The sequence below is a fragment of the Klebsiella sp. Lac1 genome, from assembly GCF_009825425.1.
Lineage (GTDB): Bacteria > Pseudomonadota > Gammaproteobacteria > Enterobacterales > Enterobacteriaceae > Klebsiella > Klebsiella electrica.
This window is the reverse complement of the sequence record NZ_VJZJ01000001.1, coordinates 2,820,111-2,839,462: the sequence shown is the minus strand read 5'-3', so window position 1 is coordinate 2,839,462 and position 19,352 is coordinate 2,820,111. Positions and strand designations below refer to the sequence as shown.

Sequence of the window (19,352 nt, the reverse complement as noted above, 5' to 3'; positions counted from 1 at the left end):
AAAAGCGAGTAAAGTAAGGCTCAAATCCAATGAAGAAAAAGATGGCCGTACCCAGCTCACCGGCGGTTGGTTCAAATACACCTCGGACCAACACCCGCCATGAGCAAGAGACGGATGTATTGTTGATCGGCGGCGGCATCATGAGCGCCACGTTGGGAACCTGGCTTCAGGAACTTGAGCCGGACTGGTCTATTACCATGGTCGAGCAGATGTCGAGCGTGGCAGAAGAGAGCTCGAACGGCTGGAACAATGCGGGTACCGGCCATGCGGCTTTGATGGAGCTGAACTACACGCCGCAAACCGCCAGCGGGATTAACATCGATAAAGCGGTCGATATCAACGAATCCTTCCAAATCTCGCGGCAATTTTGGGCGCACCAGGTGACACGCGGCATACTCAGTAAGCCGAAATCGTTTATTAACAGCGTACCGCACATGAGTTTTGTGTGGGGCGAAGACAATGTGAGTTTCCTGCGCGCGCGTTATGCGGCACTGCAGCAAAGTGAGCTGTTCCGCGGGATTCGCTATTCTGAAGATCATCAGCAGATCAAAGAGTGGGCGCCGCTGGTGATGGAAGGGCGCGATCCGCAGCAAAAAGTGGCCGCGACCCGCACCGAAGTCGGGACCGACGTCAACTACGGGGAAATCACCCGTCAGCTGATTGCCGGACTGCAGACCCACGATAACTTCTCTTTGCAGCTTGGTACCGTCGTGCGTCGCTTTAAGCGCAACGCGGACAAGAGCTGGACGGTCACCCTGGCCGATGCCGATAATCGTCGCCAGAAGCGGGTGATTAAAGCCAAATTTATCTTTATTGGCGCCGGCGGCGCCGCGCTGACGCTGTTGCAGGAAACCGGTATTCCTCAGGCGAAAGAGTACGCGGGCTTCCCGGTGGGCGGTCAGTTCCTGGTGTGTGAAAACCCGGAGGTGGTTAACCATCATCTGGCGAAAGTTTATGGTCAGGCTGAAGTGGGCGCGCCGCCGATGTCGGTCCCGCATATCGATACGCGGATTATCGATGGCAAGCGGGTGGTACTGTTCGGGCCATTCGCCACCTTCTCGACCCGCTTCCTGAAAAACGGTTCGCTGTGGGATCTGCTGGCATCAACCAACACCTCGAATATTCTGCCGATGCTCAATGTCGGTCTGGATAACTTCGACCTGGTGAAATACCTGATTAGTCAGGTGATGCAGAAAGATAACGATCGTCACGAGGCGCTACGCGAATACTATCCGGAAGCGAATAAAGAAGACTGGCGCTTGTGGCAGGCCGGTCAGCGCGTGCAGATTATCAAACGCAACGGTAAGAAGGGCGTACTGCGTCTGGGCACCGAAGTCGTCAGCGATGATGAAGGGACCGTTGCCGCGCTGCTGGGGGCGTCTCCAGGAGCCTCGACGGCAGCGCCTATCATGCTGCAGCTGATGGAGAAGGTCTTTAAAGAGAAAGTTCAGTCGCCCGCCTGGCAGGCGAAACTGAAAGAGATCATCCCGTCCTACGGCCTGCGTCTGGATGGTAACCCGGCGGCGATTGAACAGGCGCTGGCGTGGACCAGTGAAGTACTGCAACTGCATTACGAGCCAGTCACGATGGTTGATCAGGTCCCGCTTGCACAGCTCAAGCCGCTGTCTGGCGATAAACCTATGGCGGATATTGCGCTGTAATTGCGCGGTAGCACGATATCCGGCGGCTGATGCCGCCGGATGGTGATTGTTATGCCTTAGCGTTCAACGGCATTGCCGATGGTTTCGCCGGCTTTCCAGATACGGTATTTCACTTCGACGTTATCTGGCGTGTAGACCACGATTGGCAGCTTGCTGTTGTAGCGCAGCATCGCATCATCACCTAATCCTGCCAGCACGAATTTACGCTCTTTTTTGCCGTCCGGGCAGGCCATCATGGTCGAAACCGGTCCGGTCACTTTGTCAAACACGTAGTAATCGTAGCCCCAGCCTTCCAGCGTTTTGCTTTCCAGTTGGCCGCCAAGGCGATGGTGGTTGCAGTCAACCTCCAGGGTCTGGCCGATCATCAGCTCGACTTTAAATGCGGATTCGTCCTGCTGCTGCGGCAGCTGAATCACCTGACGCTTCATGCCTTTTTCCGCCTGCGGATAGGGGGCGATCTTTTCCAGAGGTTGTTCAGCGGCCAGCGCGCTGGTGGATACACCGGCAACGGCCAGCAGAGAAACAGCAAGCGTAGCGATTTTCTTCACGATTCATCATCCTTTGTTATCGATCTTTAACGACCAAAGACTAACACCCTTTTGCAGAATGGTAAGAATAATTTACCATTATTTTCATATATCCTGGTCGTATTCACTGGATTTGATATTGTGTTTGCAAGTATTCACTATCTGCTTTTACTCTATGAGCGAAAGGTTCTTTGGCCATCCGCCAGGGGGAAGCTAAGGCTTCCCCCGGTGCTCATTCATCGCGACTGATTTTGCCTTCCTCGATGAACTCTTCATTTATTTCGTCGGTATTGCCAGCGTGTTCGCGGCCCGATAGCAGATTCCAGCAGGCGATAAACAGGGCGGCGATCAGCGGGCCGATAACAAAGCCATTGATACCGTAAATCTCCATGCCGCCGAGGGTGGAAATTAAAATCAGATAGTCCGGCATTTTGGTGTCTTTGCCCACCAGCAGCGGGCGCAGAATGTTATCCACCAGGCCTATCACCACCACGAAGAAGCCGACGATAAACGCCCCCTGCCAGAGCTGATCGGTGGCAAACAGGAAGATGGCGGCCGGCACCCAGACAATGGCCGAACCGATCGCCGGAATCAGCGACAGGAACGCCATGATGGCGCCCCACAAAATGCTGCCGTCGAGGCCGGCGATAGAAAACGCGATACCGCCGAGTGTGCCCTGCGCGACGGCGACGGCGACGGTCCCTTTTACGGTGGCTCGTGATACGGCGGCAAATTTGGCAAACAGATGCTGCTTAACGTAGTTAGACAGCGGCAGAGACTCAAGGATGAGCATAACCAGATAGGGGCCATCCTTGAGCAGGAAAAACAGCAGATAGAGCATGATGCCGAAGCTAACGGTAAAGCCGAAAGTCCCTTTACCAATCAGGAACGCGCTGCCGGCCAGATATTGTCCGCCTTTGAGGGCGGCGTCAGAGAGCTGTTTCTGAATCTGCTCTGCGCTGTCAAGGTTATGCTCGGAGAGAAAGCTTCTGGCCCACTCCGGCAGATGGGCAAACAGGTTTGCCACCACCACGGGAAACTGGGTGTCGTTATGCTGCAGCCGGGTGTACACCAGGTTTAGCTCAATCGCCAGCGATGAAATGATGATCGCCAGCGGGGTGAAGACAATCAGGCAGATAATCACGACGGTCAATAGCGATGCCAGGCCATTGCGCTCACCGAGGCGAGTACGCAATTTGTTCTTCACCGGGTTAAAGATGACCGACAGAATCGCGGCCCACAGTATCGCTGAATAATAAGGGGAAAGAACATTAAAAAAGGCGAGGCTGGCCATCAGCAAAATCAGGATAAAAAATCCCTTCGTAAGTCCATTAACTCTCATATTAATCGTTCCGGTGTCAGGCAAGTACGACGAATAATAGAAGCTATTCACCGATTTACAATCAATAAGGTCGGAGTTTGTTCATCACAAGCGCAGAAAGCGGGATAAAAATGGATTTGGCCGCGGCCCACGACCATTGCGGCGGCGGGATTCAGGCAACAAAAAACCCGCAAACTCAGAGAGAGTGCGGGTTTTTGTGGGGTTACCGGTCGTTAACGAAACTTACCGGTGAATGATTTGGTCGGCACGAGAGGATTTGAACCTCCGACCCCCGACACCCCATGACGGTGCGCTACCAGGCTGCGCTACGTGCCGACGTATGGAGGACAATATTACCCGTTCCCCAACCGAATGCAAGCCGGGGAACGGCTGATTGATTCATAATTAATCAATCAGTTAGCGATAAAGCGTTTTTCGTCAGTCAGGATCTGCAGCAGCAGGCTGAGCTGAGGTTTGCGGTTATCGATTTTCTTACCGTCGCTGTCCCAGGTGCTGTAGGTGCCGTTGTGGTTCAGCACCACGGTCGCCTCTGACGACGTGACCGCCAGCGTATCGCCGTTGGCTGCCGTTACCCAGGCCCGGCGGCGCACGGGGCTGAACAGGTCTTCGCCCTGAGAATATTCGTTGGCGGGCGTGGAGACGTGCAGCAGGCGCTGCATCAGCGTCGTCATCACATCTTTGTTGCTGGTCAGCGTCGCGATGTTCTGCGCCGGAATGCCAGGCCAGTGAATAACCAGAGGAACCTGCAGTTGCTCCCGGGACCAGTCAAATTCACCGTTCTGCGGATTCAACGGCATCCCGTGAGCGGCGGTGATAATCACCACCGTATTATCCAGTTTTCCGGCCTCGTTCAGAGCGCTCAGCACCCGGCCGATCTGGTTATCAACATCTCCCGCCGCACGGCTGTAGCGCCGCGCGAAGTTTTGCTGCTGACTGTCGTCCAATGTGGTGCCGTTCAGCGAAATCCACGAGAACCAGCGGTTTTCATCCTGAGCATAGCGATTGAGCCAGCCAATCCATTGGTCCGCCGTTTGCTCATCGCTCTGCGTTTTCTCATTGGGCAGCGAGAAATCGGACAGCAGCGCCTGGCGATAGAGCGGGCTGCTGAAGCCATCGGAGGAGAACAGTCCCAGCTGATATCCCTGCTGGTTAAAGGCCGTAATCAACGCTGCCGGAATGCGGGCAGAGAGCACGCCATCCATATAGCCCGGCGAAATCCCGTAGAACAGGCCAAACATACCGTTATCGGTGGTGTTGCCGGAGCTCATATGCTGGGTAAAGTTGACGTTCTCTTGCGCGAAACGGGCCAGTTCCGGCATATTTTTCTCAAACCGCGAATAGTTCAGGTTATCGACGGTGATGAGCAGAACGTTGTAGCCAGCCCTCAGATCGCGATAGCGCATGGTGCTCAGCGGGTACTCAACGGAGACGGCTTCCGGCGCTCCCTGTTCCATCAGACGCCGCTGGTAATCCTGGGCGTCGAGCAGGCCATGTTTCTCAAGGAAACGGCGAGCCGTCATCGGATAGGAGAGCGGCAGGTTCGCCCGTTGCATGGTGATCGGGCGATAGAAATTCGCATCCGCCCAGATATAAATCAGGTGGCTGCTGATAAAAGAGAGGAAGAAGAACCAGGCGACAGGCCGGGCGTAGTGACGGCGACGCGTCAGGCTGCGCAGCTTCTGCCAGCTCCAGGTCGCAAACAGCATTTCCAGCAGGAAGATAATCGGCACGCTGATAAACATCAGTTGCCAGTCGCGCGCCATCTCATTCTGGTCAGGGTTGATGACCAGTTCCCAGACAATCGGGTTAAGATGCAGGTGGAAACGGGTAAAAACTTCGCTATCGATCAGCAGCAGCGTCATGCCCGCGGTCGCCAGAATGACCGACAGGAAGCGCATCAAGCGCTGCGATATGACGATAAAGGTCAGCGGGAACAGAATCAGGACATAGCTGGTAAACACCAGGAAACTGAAGTGACCCACGAGGCTGACGTACGAGAAAATACGTCCGCCCAGAGTCGTGGGCCAGTCGGCGACAAAAAGATAGCGGCTGCCGAGCACCATGGCCAACAACATGTTGAACAGGGCGAACCAGTGCCCCCAGCTGACCATCTGGGAGATTTTTTCTCGGTAGGGCTGACGAAGAGTCACCATATACAGTTGTTGGTTATCCTTAGTGCGCCGGATCGTCGTTGATTGAAGACTGTAGAGCCTGGGCAAAAGAACGGGCGATCGCCTGACGCTGCGCCGGCGCGACGCTACTATTGATCAGGTTAGTCACCATATTGCCCAGCACCATCAGTGAAAGGTCAACGGGGGCTTTGTGTGTTTCCAGCACGTTGGTCAGCTCGCTGAGCAGCTGTTCGACGTGTTCATCACTATAGCGGGATAATTGCGGCATAAACTCAAAATCTGTTTGTTCGTGAAAGGGCAACATATTACCGTAGCAGAAGCTTTTTTTCCGCATTTTTTCGCCACGGCGCAAAAGCGCGCACGATCGCGAGTCTCAGGCGCTCGAAGAGTCACGCGGCGGTTGCGTCGCCGTCCCGGCGGTGGTTGAATACCGGCCGGTCTAAAAGGAGAGTTTAACATGAGTCTGGATATCGACCAGATTGCCCTGCATCAGTTAATTAAACGTGATGAACAAAACCTCGAGCTGGTGCTGCGCGATTCCTTACTGGAGCCGAATGCGCCGGTCGTGGAAATGATGGCCGAGCTGCATCGTGTCTACAGCGCTAAAAACAAAGCCTACGGTCTGTTTAACGAAGAGAGCGAGCTGGCGCAGGCCCTTCGCCAGCAGCGCCAGGGCGAAGAAGACTTTCTCCCGTTCAGCCGGGCGGCAACCGGCCGTCTGCGTGACGAACTGGCGAAATATCCTTTCGCAGAAGGCGGTATCGTTCTGTTCTGTCAGTATCGTTATCTGGCGGTAGAGTATTTGCTGGTGGCGGTACTCAACAACCTGAGCAGTATGCGCGTTAACGAAGATCTGGATATCAGCTCGACCCACTATCTGGATATCAATCATGCCGATATTGTGGCGCGCATTGACCTGACGGAATGGGAAACCAATCCGGAGTCAACCCGCTACCTGACCTTCCTCAAAGGCCGGGTCGGACGTAAAGTGGCCGATTTCTTTATGGACTTCCTCGGCGCCAGCGAAGGGCTGAACGCCAAAGCGCAGAACCGTGGCCTGCTGCAGGCGGTCGATGATTTTGCCTCCGATGCTCAGCTCGATAAGTCCGAGCGGCAGAACGTTCGTCAGCAGGTATACGCTTATTGCAACGAGCAGCTGCAGGCGGGAGAAGAGATTGAACTGGAATCTTTATCCAAAGAGCTGGCCGGCGTCAGCGAGAAGAGTTTCCAGCAGTTTACCGCTGAACAGGGGTATGAGCTGGAAGAGAGCTTCCCGGCGGATCGCAGTACGCTGCGTCAGTTGACCAAGTTTGCCGGCAGCGGCGGCGGGTTAACGATCAACTTTGATGCCATGCTGCTGGGTGAGCGGGTGTTCTGGGATCCGGCAACGGATACGCTGACCATCAAAGGCACGCCGCCCAACCTGCGCGATCAGCTGCAGCGTCGGACCTCCGGCGGTAGCTGATTCTCCGCCAGCCCCGCTGAATGTCGGGGCTGCTGCCCGGGCCTTCTGCGGCCCGCGGCGTTCCTACTCTGCGTCAGCGCGGATCGTTTCGATCCCATGCTGAGTCAGCTTCGCCTGCAGGGCCTCATCGAGCACACCATCGATAATCAGGGTACTGGCAAGGCTTAACTCGCCGATGGCAAACGCCGACGCCGAGTTCAGTTTTTCCTGCGACGCCATCACAATGGTTTCCGCTGCCCGCGCGGCGAGCGCCCGCTTGATAGCCGCCTCTTCATAATCGCCGGTCGTGAAACCGGCGCGGTCGTGCACTCCGGTAACGCCCATAAAAAACAGATCGGCATTGATCCGCGCAATACCTTCCAGCGCGCTGGCGCCGACGGCGACCACCGAGTGTTTAAACAGCCGCCCGCCGATAAGAATGACTTCAATCAAAGGCCGCTCCACCAGCGCGACGGCAATACCGGGGCTGTGGGTCACGACGGTACAGGCCAAATCAGCCGGCAGAGAGCGGACCATTTCTTCTGTCGTGGTCCCGCCGTCGATAATCACCACCTGTCCCGGCTGGATCAGCGCCGCTGCCCGGCGGGCAATGGCCTGCTTCGAGGCGATTTGCACGTTTTTTCTTGTTTCGATTGGCGCGATGGCCGCCGAAACCGGCAGCGCGCCGCCGTGGACCCGCTGCAGTTTACCTTCCCCCGCCAGCTCGCGTAAATCCCGGCGAATCGAGTCTTCAGAGACGTTAAACCGCTGGCTTAGCTCGCCGGACATAACCTGTTTTTCGACGGCGAGAATCTGCAGTATTTGCTGTTTTCGTTGGCTGGCAAGCATAGTTCTACCTTCACGCTTTATCTTGTTTATGCGTTATTTTGCATGTTATCGTGGCCGCTGTCATCTCATCAGGAGAAAAATATGTCCAGTGATACCCCTCGCGTTCGCCACGTGCGTGAAACGCTGCTGTCCGACAACTGGTATACGTTAAAAAAATACACTTTTGAATTGCTGCGACGGGACGGCCGTTGGCAGGAGCAGAGCCGTGAGGCCTACGATCGCGGTAACGGCGCGGTGATTCTGCTCTATAACCGGATACAGCAAACCGTCGTGCTTATTCGCCAGTTTCGTTTTCCGGTGTGGATTAACGGTCATAATGGCTTTTTGATCGAAGCGGCCGCCGGACTGCTGGATAATGCATCGCCGGAAGAGCGCATTATCGCCGAGGCGGAAGAAGAGACCGGCTTTCGCGTCACCGGCATTGAACCGGTTTTTACCGCCTATATGAGCCCGGGTTCGGTAACGGAAAAGCTCTACTTTTTCATTGCCGAATATTCGGCGGACGACCGGCGGAGCGAAGGCGGTGGGCTGGCGGCGGAAGGGGAGGATATCGAAGTACTGGAGTGGCCGCTGGCCCGGGCGTTACAAGCGATTCGCGAAGGGGAAATTGTGGATGCCAAAACCATTATGCTACTGCAACACCTGGCGCTCACGGTGTCGCCGCGCCTTGCCCCGGATGACGCAAGGCGCGATAACGCTTAGCGCAGTTTGCGGGCGATGGCGCTGCACACGGCTGGGAAGGGGTGGGAGATCGCAACCGAAGTCGGTACCCAGGGGCTGAATGTCACAATGGTGATGTTGTGGCCGCCGGGAATGAACAAGCACCCGACGCCGGGAGAGGGGGGGATTTTGCGCCTCTGCTGTAGGAGCGGAACGCATAACAAAACGCCCCGGACCTTGCGGGCCGGGGCGTTTGCCACTCAACTTGCTATCGCGATTAAGCGCGAACGAAGTCGATGTGAGACAGTTTCGGCTTGTAAGCGTGACGCTGAACAGCCTGAACTTTTACTTTCTCTTCTTTGCCATCAACAACGATGGTCAGAACTTCGCTGTAGAATTCAGCTTTGTCCTGCAGGTTCCACAGTTTGTCGTGATCCAGTTCGATAGCAACCGGAGCCGCTTCGCCACCGTAAACGATAGCCGGGAACTTGTTAGCTGCGCGCAGGCGGCGGCTCGCACCCTTACCCTGCTCTTTACGTACTTCTGCGTCGATAGTAAACATTGATGTCTCTCTATATTTAAATCCTGCTACAGGCGACCCAGCAACAGGCAGATTTTCTGCTTTGCGAATGCAAAAGCGGGCGGCATTATATCCACCTATGGCGTTGACGGCAATGAAAACCTCAGGCGCGGTGGCGATTAACGCAGTTCGTTGGCCCGGCGAAAGCGGCCCTGATAGTCGAAGATTTTTTCACGGACCTGCCAGTATTGCCCTTTCATGCGTGCGACGACAAAGTCCGGGTGGCGCAGCAGGACCCGCTGGGCAAGGATATCGGCAGGGGTAATCCAGCGCAGCGGCACGCCCGGCGTGCGGGTATGCGGGCGGATAAACAGCTGCTCAAACGCGGTGCGCTGGGCCGGCGTCTGCAGGCGGAAGCGTTCGCTGACATCGGCGCCGTCCTCATCGTAATAGGTGATTCTCAGCCACGGGCCTTTATCGTCGGCACCGTGCTGCAGGTCCATGCCGCTACAGCGCAGCACCAGGGCATCTTTGAGCTTCAGCGCGGCCTTGAGCATATCATCGGGGTCGACCAGAATGGTGTCGCACTCGCGGCAGCGGCGGGCGGCAATATCATTTTCCGCATTGCACTGCGGACAGTGTTTAAAACGAAAACGAAAATCGCACTGTTCGCGGTGACCATCGTCATCGTCAAACCAGCCCTGGCAGCGGCGGCCGAAGTGTTCAATCAGCGTGCCGTCGGCGGTGGTTTTTCCCCAGAAGGTATTGGCAAAGCCACAGGCCGGGCAGAAGACCTGTACGGGGACGTTATCGCTTTTGCCCTTCGGCGAGCCCACCTCCGGTGCGTAGAGATCGTGAGGATTTCCGGCATAGTCGAGAATCAGGCAGTCGGTTTTCCCCGGTGCCAGACGCAGGCCGCGGCCGACAATTTGCTGATAAAGGCTGACCGACTCCGTGGGACGCAGGATGGCTATCAGATCGACATGCGGGGCATCAAATCCGGTGGTGAGAACCGCGACGTTCACCAGATAACGGTACCGCTGCGCTTTAAAGGCTTCGATGAGGCGATCGCGCTGTGGACCGGGCGTTTCGCCGGTAATGAGCTCTGCGTCGCCGGCGGGCAGCAGGCCGGTAATTTCCCGCGCGTGCTCTACCGTGGAGGCGAAAATCATCACGCCTTTACGCGTTTGGGCAAACTCGACGACCTGGCTGACGATATGCGGCGTAATGCGCTGCTGCTTTTTCAGCTCATGATTGAGGTCGGCTTCGCTAAACAGACCGTTGCTCTGCGGCTGAAGGCGGCTGAAATCGTACTGCACGACCGGCATATCCAGCCGCTCCGGAGGCGTCAGATATCCGTGCTTAATCATATAGCGCAGCGGTAGCTCGTAAATACAGTCACGAAACAACGCCTTGTCATCGCCGCGAACCATGCCGTGATAATGAAACTGGTAGATCCAGCCCTTGCCGAGGCGGAACGGCGTGGCGGTCAATCCGAGCAGGCGCAACTGCGGGTTAACCTGCTGCAAATGGCTGATAATTTGCTGATACTGGCTGTCATCATCATCGCTGATACGGTGGCATTCATCGATAATCAGCAGTGAAAACTCGGCCTGAAACTGTTCAAGATTACGGGCGACCGATTGCACGCTACCGAAGACCACCTTGCCGTGGCTCTCTTTGCGTTTCAGGCCAGCGGCAAAAATATCCGCCTCCAGCCCAAGCGCACAATATTTGGCGTGGTTTTGCGCCACCAGCTCCTTAACGTGCGCCAGCACCAGAACGCGGCCACGCGCCAGACGCGCCAGCTCGGCGATGACCAGGCTTTTGCCCGCGCCGGTCGGCAGGACGATGGCGGCAGGTTCATGATGGCGACGAAACCAGGCGAGCGTGGCGTCGACGGCCTCTTTTTGGTAGGGACGTAATGTAAAAGTCATGGCTATACTGGTGTTGATTAACTCGCAAATAGTATGCCACGAATCTTTTCCCTTGAGTGGCGTTAAGAGCCCGTTATACTAGCCAGCGAACTTCTTCTTTTTCGGGCGTTTGCCCGCTCCAGCATTATTACAGGCTAAAAAAATCTCATGCGACTTGATAAGTTTATCGCTCAGCAACTTGGCGTCAGTCGGGCTATTGCCGGGCGTGAAATCCGCAGCAGCCGCGTTCTTGTCGACGGCGAAATCGTCAAAGATGCGTCGTTTAAGCTCCAGCCAGAGCACGACGTGGAGTATGACGGCAATACGCTGACCCAGCAGAACGGCCCGCGCTACTTTATGCTCAACAAGCCGCAGGGGTACGTTTGCTCCACGGACGATCCGGATCATCCAACGATTCTCTATTTCCTCGATGTCCCGGTCGCGCATAAGCTGCATGCCGCAGGTCGACTGGATATCGACACCACCGGACTGGTGCTGATGACCGATGACGGGCAGTGGTCGCACCGCATTACTTCTCCGCGCCATCACTGCGAGAAAACTTATCTGGTGACCCTCGAAAACCCGGTGGATGAGCAAACGGCTGAACAGTTTGCTACAGGCGTTCAGCTGCATAATGAAAAAGATCTGACGAAACCTGCGCGCCTGGAAGTGCTGACGCCAACGGAAGTTCGCTTAACGATAAGCGAAGGGCGCTACCATCAGGTGAAACGCATGTTCGCGGCGGTGGGTAACCACGTCGTCGGCCTGCATCGTGAACGTATTGGCGACATCATGCTGGATGAATCTCTGGAGCCTGGCGAGTACCGCCCGCTGACGGAAGATGAGATAGCCAGCGTTGGCCTCCAGCATGTGCGGAGTAAAACGTGACGGCAAAGCAGAATTCTTCACTGGGGATTGTGTTTATTCTTGGCCTGCTGGCCATGTTGATGCCACTGTCGATAGATATGTATCTCCCGGCGCTGCCGGTGATTTCGGCGCAGTTTAATGTGCCGGACGGCAGTGCGCAGATGACGCTCAGTACCTATATTCTGGGCTTTGCTTTCGGCCAGTTGCTGTATGGCCCGATGGCAGACAGCATCGGGCGTAAGCCGGTAATCCTCGGGGGAACGCTGATTTTTGCCGCGGCTGCGGTGGCCTGTGCGCTGTCGCAGACTATCGACATGCTGATTACCATGCGCTTCTTCCACGGTCTGGCGGCCGCGGCGGCGAGCGTGGTCATCAACGCCCTGATGCGCGATATCTATCCGAAAGAGGAGTTTTCGCGCATGATGTCGTTTGTCATGCTGGTCACCACTATCGCGCCGCTGGTTGCGCCGATGGTGGGGGGCGCGGTGCTGGTGTGGTTCAGCTGGCATGCGATCTTCTGGATCCTTGCGCTGGCGGCGCTGCTGGCCTCCGCGATGATCGCTTTTTTCATCAGCGAAACGCTGCCGGTTGAACGGCGGCAAAAGTTTAGCCTGCGCACTACGCTAGGTAACTTTGCCACCTTGTTCCGTCATAAGCGGGTGCTGAGCTATATGCTGGCGAGCGGCTTCAGCTTTGCCGGGATGTTCTCATTCCTGAGCGCCGGGCCGTTTGTCTATATCAATATCAACCACGTTTCGCCGCAGCACTTTGGTTACTATTTTGCGCTGAATATTGCCTTCTTGTTCATCATGACCATCATTAACAGCCGTTTTGTCCGCCGGATCGGCGCGCTGAATATGTTCCGCGCCGGGCTGTGGATTCAGTTTGTGATGGCGATATGGATGGTGGTCTGCGCGCTGCTGGATGTCGGATTCTGGGCGCTGGTGGTCGGCGTTGCCGCCTTTGTTGGCTGCGTTTCGATGGTCTCCTCCAACGCGATGGCGGTCATTCTGGATGAGTTTCCCCATATGGCGGGCACCGCTTCATCGCTGGCGGGGACCTTCCGCTTTGGCATCGGGGCGATTATTGGCGCGCTGCTGTCCATGGCTACCTTTACGACCGCCTGGCCGATGCTGATTTCGATCGCATTTTGCGCCAGCAGCTCCATCCTTTTCTCTCTCTACGCCAGCCGACGGCGAAAAATCGCTCGCTAAAAGACCTTCCTGAAGGGGCGATTTCCGCCCCTTTTTTGACGCACATCAACCGCGATGGGCTTCCCGGTTCTGTAATTTGTTTCTTTTATGTAAAATCAAATAGTGTAAAAAGTCGCATTGTTGCGATAAAAAAGTTGTTTTGGATCACAGAAACGGGTACATATAGCCCCGATCTGCTTGCGCAGAGAAACAATAAGGTTCTGGATTATCAGTCGTTAACCCTGACGCGATGCGGGTGTAAACGTTTTCTATGCTGATGCAGGACTATTTGTCAACGATGTGTTAGTATTGATGTAAATTTATTGTGAAGCATTTTGCTTCCGGGGAAACTAAGTGAATACACAGCAACTCTCTATCGTACACCGTCTGCCGCAGAGCTATCGCTGGCTGGCCGGGTTTGCGGGTTCAAGAGTTGAACCGATTCCACAAAACGGCGCCGAGAGTGAAAACAGCCTCGTTGCGCTGAAGCTGCTCAGCCCGGACGGGGAGAAAGCGTGGCCGGTGATGCATAAGCTCAGCCAGGCCCTCAGCGACATCGAAGTCGATTGCTCCATCGTTGAGTGTGAAGGGGAGCCGTGCCTGTTTGTCAATTTGCAGGACGAGTTTGCGGCAACCTGTCGACTGAAAAATTTCGGCGTGGCGATTGCCGAACCGTTCTCTGGCCACAACCCATTCTGACCGTCAGCCCATCGCCAGAAGCTGGCGGGTATAAGCCTGCTGTGGAGCGGTAAAGACGCGCTCGCACTCCCCCTGCTCGACAACTTCTCCCTGTCGTAACACCATCACCTGATGACACAACGTCCGCACCACGCGTAAATCATGGCTGATAAAAATATAGGCCAGCCGGTGTTTTTGCTGTAAGGCTTTCAGCAAAGCCAGAATTTGTGCCTGGACGGTCTTATCCAGCGACGACGTAGGTTCATCCAGCACGATAAGCTGAGGCTTCACGATCAGCGCCCGGGCAATCGCAATACGCTGACGCTGGCCGCCGGAAAACTCAGCCGGATAGCGATGCCGCGTTTGCGGGTCGAGCCCTACCTCTTGCATCACCTGTATCACCGCGTGTTCACGCGCTACCGGCGTTAACCCTGGCTGGTGGACGCGCAGACCCTCTTCAATAATCTGCAGCACGTTCAGGCGGGGATTCAGCGATGAGTTGGGGTCCTGGAAGACTATTTGCATCTGGCGGCGCAGCGGCAGCATTTGCCGACGGCTACGCCCCTGCAGCGCTTGTCCTTCAAAGACGATTGTCCCTTGCGAGGCAATCAGGCGCAGCAGCGCCAGCCCGGTGGTGCTTTTCCCCGATCCCGATTCGCCCACCAGGCCGAGGGTTTCCCCGGCGCGCAGCTGGAAGTTCAGCGCCTTGACCACCCGGTTATGATCCACCACCCGGCGGAGGAGCCCTTTGCGCACCGGGAAGGCGACGCTCAGATCGACGGCTTTTAGCAGCAGCGGCGCATCGGCGGCCAGCGGCACCGGGCTGCCGGAGGGTTCGCTGTCCAGCAGGCGACGGGTATAAGGATGTTCGGGGGCGGCGAACAGCGCCCGACAGGCGTTTTGTTCGACGCAGCGGCCGTTTTGCATCACCGCCACGCGGTCGGCGAGCTGGCGGACAATGCTTAAGTTATGGGTAATAAACAGCAGCCCCATATTCAGTTCGTCTTTCAGTTCGCGTAACAGCCGCAGGATTTGCGCCTGCACGGTCACGTCCAGCGCGGTCGTGGGTTCATCGGCAATCAGCAGCTCCGGCCGGGTGAGCAGCGCCATGGCAATCATGATCCGCTGGCGTTCGCCGCCGGAAAACTGATGCGGGTAGTCCGCCAGCCGGCGTAGCGCATTGCGGATCCCGACCCGTTCCAGACAGTTAAGGATCTCGCCGCGCGCGGCCTCTTTACGCATGCCGCGATGCAAAGACAGCACTTCATACAGCTGCTTTTCCAGCGTATGCAGGGGATTGAGCGACACCATCGGTTCCTGAAATATCATCGCGATACGGTTGCCGCGCACCTGACTGAGCGTGCGCTCATCGGCGTGGAGCAGCGACTGACCGTGAAAGCGAATATCTCCGCCAGGGTAGCAGACCGGCGGAGAGGGAAGCAGCCGCAGCACCGAGAGCGCGGAGACGCTTTTACCGGATCCGGATTCGCCGACCAGCGCCAGAGTCTCTCCGGCGCGAATATCCAGGGACAGCTCGCTGACGACGGTGTGGGGCTTGCCCTGCTGGCGGAAGGCGATGGAGAGGTTGTCTATCTCTAACAAAGGCTGCGTCATGTTATACCGCCTTACCGGGGTCGAAGGCGTCGCGGACGGCTTCACCAATGAAAATTAACAGCGATAGCAGCACCGCGACCGACAGGAATGCGGCGATGCCCAGCCACGGCGCCTGCAGATTATTTTTCCCCTGTAGCAGCAGTTCACCCAGCGAGGGCGAACCTAACGGCAGGCCGAAGCCGAGAAAATCCAGTGAAGTCAGGGTGGTGATTGAACTGCACAGAATAAACGGTAAGAAAGTCAGGGTCGCGACCATGGCGTTAGGCAGCATGTGGCGGAAAATGATATGGCGGTCGCTGACCCCCAGGGCCTGCGCCGCGCGAATGTAGTCATAGTTACGGGTGCGCAGGAATTCCGCGCGCACCACGCCCACCAGCGCCATCCAGCCGAACAGTACCGTAATGGCCAGCAGCCACCAGAAGCCCGGCTGGACGACGCTGGAGAGCAAAATAATCAGGAACAGGGTCGGCATCCCTGACCACACCTCAATAAACCGCTGGCCCCACAGGTCAATCTTACCGCCGTAGTACCCCTGAATAGCGCCCGCCAGCACCCCCAGCACGCTGGAGAAAAAGGTCAGCAGCAGGCCAAACAGAATCGATATCCGCGTGCCGTATAAAATACGGGCCAGCACATCGCCGCCGTTGGCATCGGTACCCAGCCAGTTTCTCGTTGAGGGAGGGGAAGGGAAGGGCGTCTGGGTGGCGAAGTCGATAGTGGTGGCACCAAATCGGATCGGCGCCCACAGTACCCAGCCGTTATCATCCAGCTGTTTTTGCAGCCACGGATCCTGATAGTCGGCGGCGGTAGCAAACGGTCCGCCAAAGGTCGTCTCGCTATAATTTTTCAACGCCGGAACGTACAGACTGCCGCGATACTGCACCAGCAGCGGCCGGTCGTTGGCGATCAGCTCGGCGCACAGGCTGGCCACGAAAAGCAGCATAAACAGCCACAGCGACAGATAGCCGCGGCGGTTGTGACGAAAACGCGCCCAGCGGGCCTGATTCACGGGACTCAGAAAAGACATCAGCGGCCCTCAAAATCAATACGCGGATCGACCAGCGTGTAGCAGATATCGCTGACAATATTCAGCAGCAGGCCGATCAACGTAAAAATATACAGCGTGCCGAACATCACCGGGTAATCACGGGAAACGGTCGCCTCATAGCCCAGCAGTCCCAGGCCGTTAAGGGAAAACATCACCTCAATCAGCAGGGAACCGGTGAAAAACATGCTGATAAACATCGCCGGGAAACCGGCGATCACCAGCAGCATGGCATTGCGAAAAACATGGCCCCATAAAATTTGCTTTTCGCCGACCCCTTTGGCGCGAGCGGTCACGACATACTGCTTGCGGATCTCATCAAGAAAGCTGTTCTTGGTCAGCATGGTGAGCGCCGCAAAGCCGCCGATGACCGTCGCCAGCACCGGCAGCGTAATGTGCCAGAGATAGTCGAGAACCTTCTGATACCACGTCAGGCTCGCGAAATTAGCGGACACCAGCCCGCGCAGCGGAAACAGGTCCAGATAGCTCCCCCCCGCGAAGAGTACGACCAGGATGATGGCGAACAGAAAGGCCGGGATGGCGTAGCCAATAATGATCAGGGTACTGCTCCAGATATCAAACTGGCTGCCGTTATGGACGGCTTTGCGGATGCCGAGCGGGATCGAAACCAGATAGATAATCAGCGTACTCCATAGCCCCAGGGTGATGGAAACCGGCATGCTGTTTTTGATCAGCTGTAAGACCGACGCGCTGCGGAAAAGGCTGTCGCCAAAATCGAAGCGCAGATAGTCGCCGAGCATGTTCAGGTAGCGTTCGTGGAGCGGTTTATCAAAGCCGTAGCGGTGGGTGATTTCGGCAATCACTTCCGGATCGAGACCGCGTCCGCCGCGATAATGACCTTCGCTGATGTTGCCGACGCCGGTACGGGCATGGCTGGCGGCCATACCGCTTTCTCCGGCGCCCGGTAAACCGCCGCGGTTGCCAAATTCAATGGCGGCGATGGCCTGATCGACCGGGCCGCCCGGCGCTATCTGGACGATAAAAAAGTTGATCGTAATGATCGCCCACAGCGTGGGGATTATCAGCAGCAGTCGGCGGATCAGGTATGCGCCCATCGTTATTCCTTACCGTTTGTCCGCGGGCAGTTTTGCCGCTTTGTTGACGTCATACCACCAGGTATCAAACCCGGATGAGTAGACGGGGCGGGTCTGTGGGAAAGAGAATTTATCCCAGTACGCCGTCCTGTCCTGCGCCATATACCACATCGGCAGCATGTAATAGTTCCAGGTCAGCACCCGGTCCAGCGCGCGGCCCAGGGGCAGGAGCTTCTGCTTATTACCCTGCCAGCGGATGATCTGCGCAATCAGTTTATCCACCACCGGGCTCTGAACTCCGGGCGCATTGTAGCTGGAGTGAATATATGACGAATCCCAGGAGATTTGCAGGTCGGTTCCCGGCCAGGGCGTCGCGCGCCAGACGATGGGCATCATATCGTAGTCGCGACTGCGGCGGCGGTTACTGTACTGTGAGTTATCGACCTGGCGAATATCCATCGTAATCCCGAGGCGCTGGAGATTATGCTGGAACGGCAGCACCCAGCGATCGTTGCCCCCGGAAGGCAGCAGCAGTTCAAAGCGCAGCGGCTTGCCGGTAGCGGCGTTGATCCGGCGCTGGTTTTTCAGCACCCAACCCGCCTGTTTAAGCAAGGCATCGGCCTGCAGCAGATTGCTGCGGTCGAAGCCATCGCCGCGGGAGCGCGGCGGCTGATAGACGGAGGTGAAGACCTCCGGCGGCAAATCGGCTTTCATTGGCGTCAGCAGGGCGAGCTCTTCGGCATCGGGCGCCTGACGCGCCGCATATTCGGTATTCTGAAAGTAGCTGCTGGCCCGGCTGTAGGCGCCATAAAACAGCGCTTTATTCATCCATTCAAAATCGAAGGCGAGGGTGATGGCTTCACGGACCTGGCGGTCGTTAAACACCGGGCGCTGGATATTGAATGCCAGCCATTGGGTATCCTGCGCCGAGGTGTTCGGGTACTCATCCTTGACGATATAGCCGTGGGTAAAATTGCGTCCGACATAGCGGGTCGACCAGTTTTTGGCTATTGTCTCTGCCCGGCGGTCGACGGCACCAGCCTTAAAGGCTTCAAAGGCGACATTATCATCGAGGTAGTAGTCGTAGCGCAGGGTGTCGAAATTCCAGCGTCCGCGGTTTACCGGCAGGTCGGCTGCCCAGTAGTCTTTCACTCGCGAGTAGATGATGTACTGGCCCATCCGCCAGTCGGTAATCTGATAGGGGCCGCTGGCCAGCGGCGGAGTGGAGAGCGGGTCGCTGAGCTTATGGTTACGCCAGAAGGCCTCCGGCATCACCGGCAGGGAGAGCAGGCTCAGCATATTTTCCTTGCCGGGCTGCGCCAGCGTAATGCGCACGGTGCGCGGCGCAACGGCCTCAACGCGGGTCCCCTTGTAGAACAGGCGGAACTGTGGCACCCCTTCGGTCATAAATTTGTGGAAGGTGAAGGCGACATCGCTGGCGGTAATCGGGCTGCCATCATGAAAGCGGGCGTGCGGATTGAGGGTTATCTCCATCCATGAGAAATCATCGGCGTAGCGCGTGTGCTCGGCAATGAGCGGATAATAGCTGCCCGGTTCATCATCGGACGTGGTGAACAGCGTGTCATACAGTGCCTCGGTGCGCACGCCCGGGTTGCCGCGCAGCGCATAGCGGTTGAAGTTGTCGAAGGTGCCAATGGTGGCGTTAACGATAGTTCCCCCCTTCGGGGCCCTGGGATTGGCATAATCGAAATGGTCAAAGCCGACGGCGTATTTCGGTTCGCCAATGATGGCAAAAGTGCTGCCCTCTTTTATGGTTTGCGCCTGACTATTCAGGCTGAACAGGGTCAGTAATATCAGGCAGACTCGCGCAAACATAGCCAGATTAATA

General features: G+C 56.7%; 17 protein-coding genes, 1 tRNA gene and 1 pseudogene. 7 read left to right on the top strand and 12 right to left on the bottom strand.

What is annotated here, in order from left to right; all coding sequences use genetic code 11:
• The first annotated feature begins 29 nt into the window (after positions 1–29).
• Positions 30–1,661, top strand: a complete 1,632-nt coding sequence (mqo, locus tag FNY10_RS13875) for a malate dehydrogenase (quinone) (RefSeq protein WP_160702854.1) — start codon at positions 30–32, stop codon at positions 1,659–1,661.
• Positions 1,662–1,717: 56 nt separating this feature from the next.
• Here mqo and eco read toward each other — a convergent pair whose 3' ends face one another.
• From eco to FNY10_RS13850, 5 genes are all read right to left on the bottom strand, one after another.
• A complete protein-coding gene (gene eco / locus FNY10_RS13870; protein ID WP_100682733.1) occupies positions 1,718–2,209 on the bottom strand; it encodes a serine protease inhibitor ecotin in 492 nt (163 codons plus the stop codon).
• A gap of 211 nt (positions 2,210–2,420) precedes the next feature.
• The gene (locus tag FNY10_RS13865; protein WP_131048187.1) at positions 2,421–3,530 is read right to left on the bottom strand and encodes an AI-2E family transporter; all 1,110 of its coding nucleotides are present in this window, start codon (positions 3,528–3,530) and stop codon (positions 2,421–2,423) included.
• A gap of 238 nt (positions 3,531–3,768) precedes the next feature.
• A tRNA-Pro gene (locus FNY10_RS13860) sits at positions 3,769–3,845 on the bottom strand.
• Positions 3,846–3,922: 77 nt separating this feature from the next.
• Complete coding sequence (yejM, locus tag FNY10_RS13855) at positions 3,923–5,683, bottom strand: LPS biosynthesis-modulating metalloenzyme YejM (RefSeq protein WP_160702852.1); 1,761 nt, start codon at positions 5,681–5,683, stop codon at positions 3,923–3,925.
• Positions 5,684–5,702: 19 nt separating this feature from the next.
• Complete coding sequence (locus FNY10_RS13850; RefSeq protein ID WP_015583825.1) at positions 5,703–5,930, bottom strand: YejL family protein; 228 nt, start codon at positions 5,928–5,930, stop codon at positions 5,703–5,705.
• Between the two features lie 189 nt (positions 5,931–6,119).
• Between FNY10_RS13850 and yejK the strand changes: the two genes are divergently transcribed.
• Positions 6,120–7,127: a nucleoid-associated protein YejK gene (gene yejK / locus FNY10_RS13845; protein ID WP_131048185.1), complete on the top strand. Its 1,008-nt coding sequence runs from the start codon at positions 6,120–6,122 to the stop codon at positions 7,125–7,127.
• A 63-nt stretch (positions 7,128–7,190) separates the two neighbouring features.
• Here yejK and FNY10_RS13840 read toward each other — a convergent pair whose 3' ends face one another.
• The gene (locus FNY10_RS13840; protein ID WP_141964135.1) at positions 7,191–7,955 is read right to left on the bottom strand and encodes a DeoR/GlpR family DNA-binding transcription regulator; all 765 of its coding nucleotides are present in this window, start codon (positions 7,953–7,955) and stop codon (positions 7,191–7,193) included.
• A gap of 81 nt (positions 7,956–8,036) precedes the next feature.
• Here FNY10_RS13840 and FNY10_RS13835 point away from each other — a divergent pair, with 81 nt between their 5' ends.
• Positions 8,037–8,657: an NUDIX domain-containing protein gene (locus FNY10_RS13835; protein WP_131048183.1), complete on the top strand. Its 621-nt coding sequence runs from the start codon at positions 8,037–8,039 to the stop codon at positions 8,655–8,657.
• A gap of 45 nt (positions 8,658–8,702) precedes the next feature.
• Positions 8,703–8,780 (top strand): annotated as a pseudogene (locus FNY10_RS13830) (hypothetical protein); the annotation flags it as partial.
• Between the two features lie 112 nt (positions 8,781–8,892).
• On the opposite strand, the gene rplY reads toward FNY10_RS13830, so the two are convergent.
• Both rplY and FNY10_RS13820 read right to left on the bottom strand, forming a co-directional pair.
• Entirely contained in the window at positions 8,893–9,177 is a 285-nt protein-coding gene (rplY, locus tag FNY10_RS13825) for a 50S ribosomal protein L25 (protein WP_100682727.1), read from the bottom strand.
• A gap of 137 nt (positions 9,178–9,314) precedes the next feature.
• The gene (locus FNY10_RS13820; protein ID WP_160702848.1) at positions 9,315–11,072 is read right to left on the bottom strand and encodes a DEAD/DEAH box helicase; all 1,758 of its coding nucleotides are present in this window, start codon (positions 11,070–11,072) and stop codon (positions 9,315–9,317) included.
• Positions 11,073–11,219: 147 nt separating this feature from the next.
• Between FNY10_RS13820 and rsuA the strand changes: the two genes are divergently transcribed.
• From rsuA to FNY10_RS13805, 3 genes are all read left to right on the top strand, one after another.
• Complete coding sequence (gene rsuA / locus FNY10_RS13815; RefSeq protein ID WP_160702846.1) at positions 11,220–11,939, top strand: 16S rRNA pseudouridine(516) synthase RsuA; 720 nt, start codon at positions 11,220–11,222, stop codon at positions 11,937–11,939.
• Positions 11,936–13,132 carry a Bcr/CflA family multidrug efflux MFS transporter gene (locus FNY10_RS13810; RefSeq protein ID WP_141964141.1) on the top strand — a complete coding sequence of 399 codons (1,197 nt, stop codon included), beginning with the start codon at positions 11,936–11,938 and terminating at the stop codon, positions 13,130–13,132. The genes rsuA and FNY10_RS13810 overlap by 4 nt, the downstream gene beginning before the upstream one ends.
• Before the next feature lie 333 nt (positions 13,133–13,465).
• Positions 13,466–13,810, top strand: a complete 345-nt coding sequence (locus FNY10_RS13805; RefSeq protein WP_004864837.1) for a YejG family protein — start codon at positions 13,466–13,468, stop codon at positions 13,808–13,810.
• A 3-nt stretch (positions 13,811–13,813) separates the two neighbouring features.
• Here FNY10_RS13805 and yejF read toward each other — a convergent pair whose 3' ends face one another.
• Genes yejF through FNY10_RS13785 form a run of 4 tightly spaced genes read right to left on the bottom strand, consistent with a single transcriptional unit; the run spans position 13,814 to position 19,339 of the window.
• A complete protein-coding gene (gene yejF, locus FNY10_RS13800; RefSeq protein ID WP_160702844.1) occupies positions 13,814–15,403 on the bottom strand; it encodes a microcin C ABC transporter ATP-binding protein YejF in 1,590 nt (529 codons plus the stop codon).
• A 1-nt stretch (position 15,404) separates the two neighbouring features.
• Positions 15,405–16,430: a microcin C ABC transporter permease gene (locus tag FNY10_RS13795; protein ID WP_131048178.1), complete on the bottom strand. Its 1,026-nt coding sequence runs from the start codon at positions 16,428–16,430 to the stop codon at positions 15,405–15,407.
• Positions 16,430–17,524: a microcin C ABC transporter permease YejB gene (locus FNY10_RS13790; protein ID WP_160702842.1), complete on the bottom strand. Its 1,095-nt coding sequence runs from the start codon at positions 17,522–17,524 to the stop codon at positions 16,430–16,432. Before FNY10_RS13790 ends, FNY10_RS13795 begins: the two co-directional genes overlap by 1 nt.
• 9 nt (positions 17,525–17,533) lie before the next feature.
• Positions 17,534–19,339 (bottom strand): extracellular solute-binding protein, encoded by a 1,806-nt coding sequence (locus FNY10_RS13785; RefSeq protein WP_160702841.1) that lies wholly within the window; start codon positions 19,337–19,339, stop codon positions 17,534–17,536.
• Between the last annotated feature and the right edge of the window lie 13 nt (positions 19,340–19,352).

Coding starts and splice junctions, on each gene's coding strand:
- yejM (WP_160702852.1), bottom strand. CDS start 5,683: ATGGTGACTCTTCGTCAGCCCTACCGAGAAAAAATCTCCCAGATGGTC.
- FNY10_RS13835 (WP_131048183.1), top strand. CDS start 8,037: ATGTCCAGTGATACCCCTCGCGTTCGCCACGTGCGTGAAACGCTGCTG.
- FNY10_RS13795 (WP_131048178.1), bottom strand. CDS start 16,430: ATGTCTTTTCTGAGTCCCGTGAATCAGGCCCGCTGGGCGCGTTTTCGT.
- yejF (WP_160702844.1), bottom strand. CDS start 15,403: ATGACGCAGCCTTTGTTAGAGATAGACAACCTCTCCATCGCCTTCCGC.
- FNY10_RS13850 (WP_015583825.1), bottom strand. CDS start 5,930: ATGCCGCAATTATCCCGCTATAGTGATGAACACGTCGAACAGCTGCTC.
- mqo (WP_160702854.1), top strand. CDS start 30: ATGAAGAAAAAGATGGCCGTACCCAGCTCACCGGCGGTTGGTTCAAAT.
- rplY (WP_100682727.1), bottom strand. CDS start 9,177: ATGTTTACTATCGACGCAGAAGTACGTAAAGAGCAGGGTAAGGGTGCG.
- FNY10_RS13865 (WP_131048187.1), bottom strand. CDS start 3,530: ATGAGAGTTAATGGACTTACGAAGGGATTTTTTATCCTGATTTTGCTG.
- rsuA (WP_160702846.1), top strand. CDS start 11,220: ATGCGACTTGATAAGTTTATCGCTCAGCAACTTGGCGTCAGTCGGGCT.
- yejK (WP_131048185.1), top strand. CDS start 6,120: ATGAGTCTGGATATCGACCAGATTGCCCTGCATCAGTTAATTAAACGT.
- FNY10_RS13820 (WP_160702848.1), bottom strand. CDS start 11,072: ATGACTTTTACATTACGTCCCTACCAAAAAGAGGCCGTCGACGCCACG.
- FNY10_RS13790 (WP_160702842.1), bottom strand. CDS start 17,524: ATGGGCGCATACCTGATCCGCCGACTGCTGCTGATAATCCCCACGCTG.
- FNY10_RS13785 (WP_160702841.1), bottom strand. CDS start 19,339: ATGTTTGCGCGAGTCTGCCTGATATTACTGACCCTGTTCAGCCTGAAT.
- FNY10_RS13840 (WP_141964135.1), bottom strand. CDS start 7,955: ATGCTTGCCAGCCAACGAAAACAGCAAATACTGCAGATTCTCGCCGTC.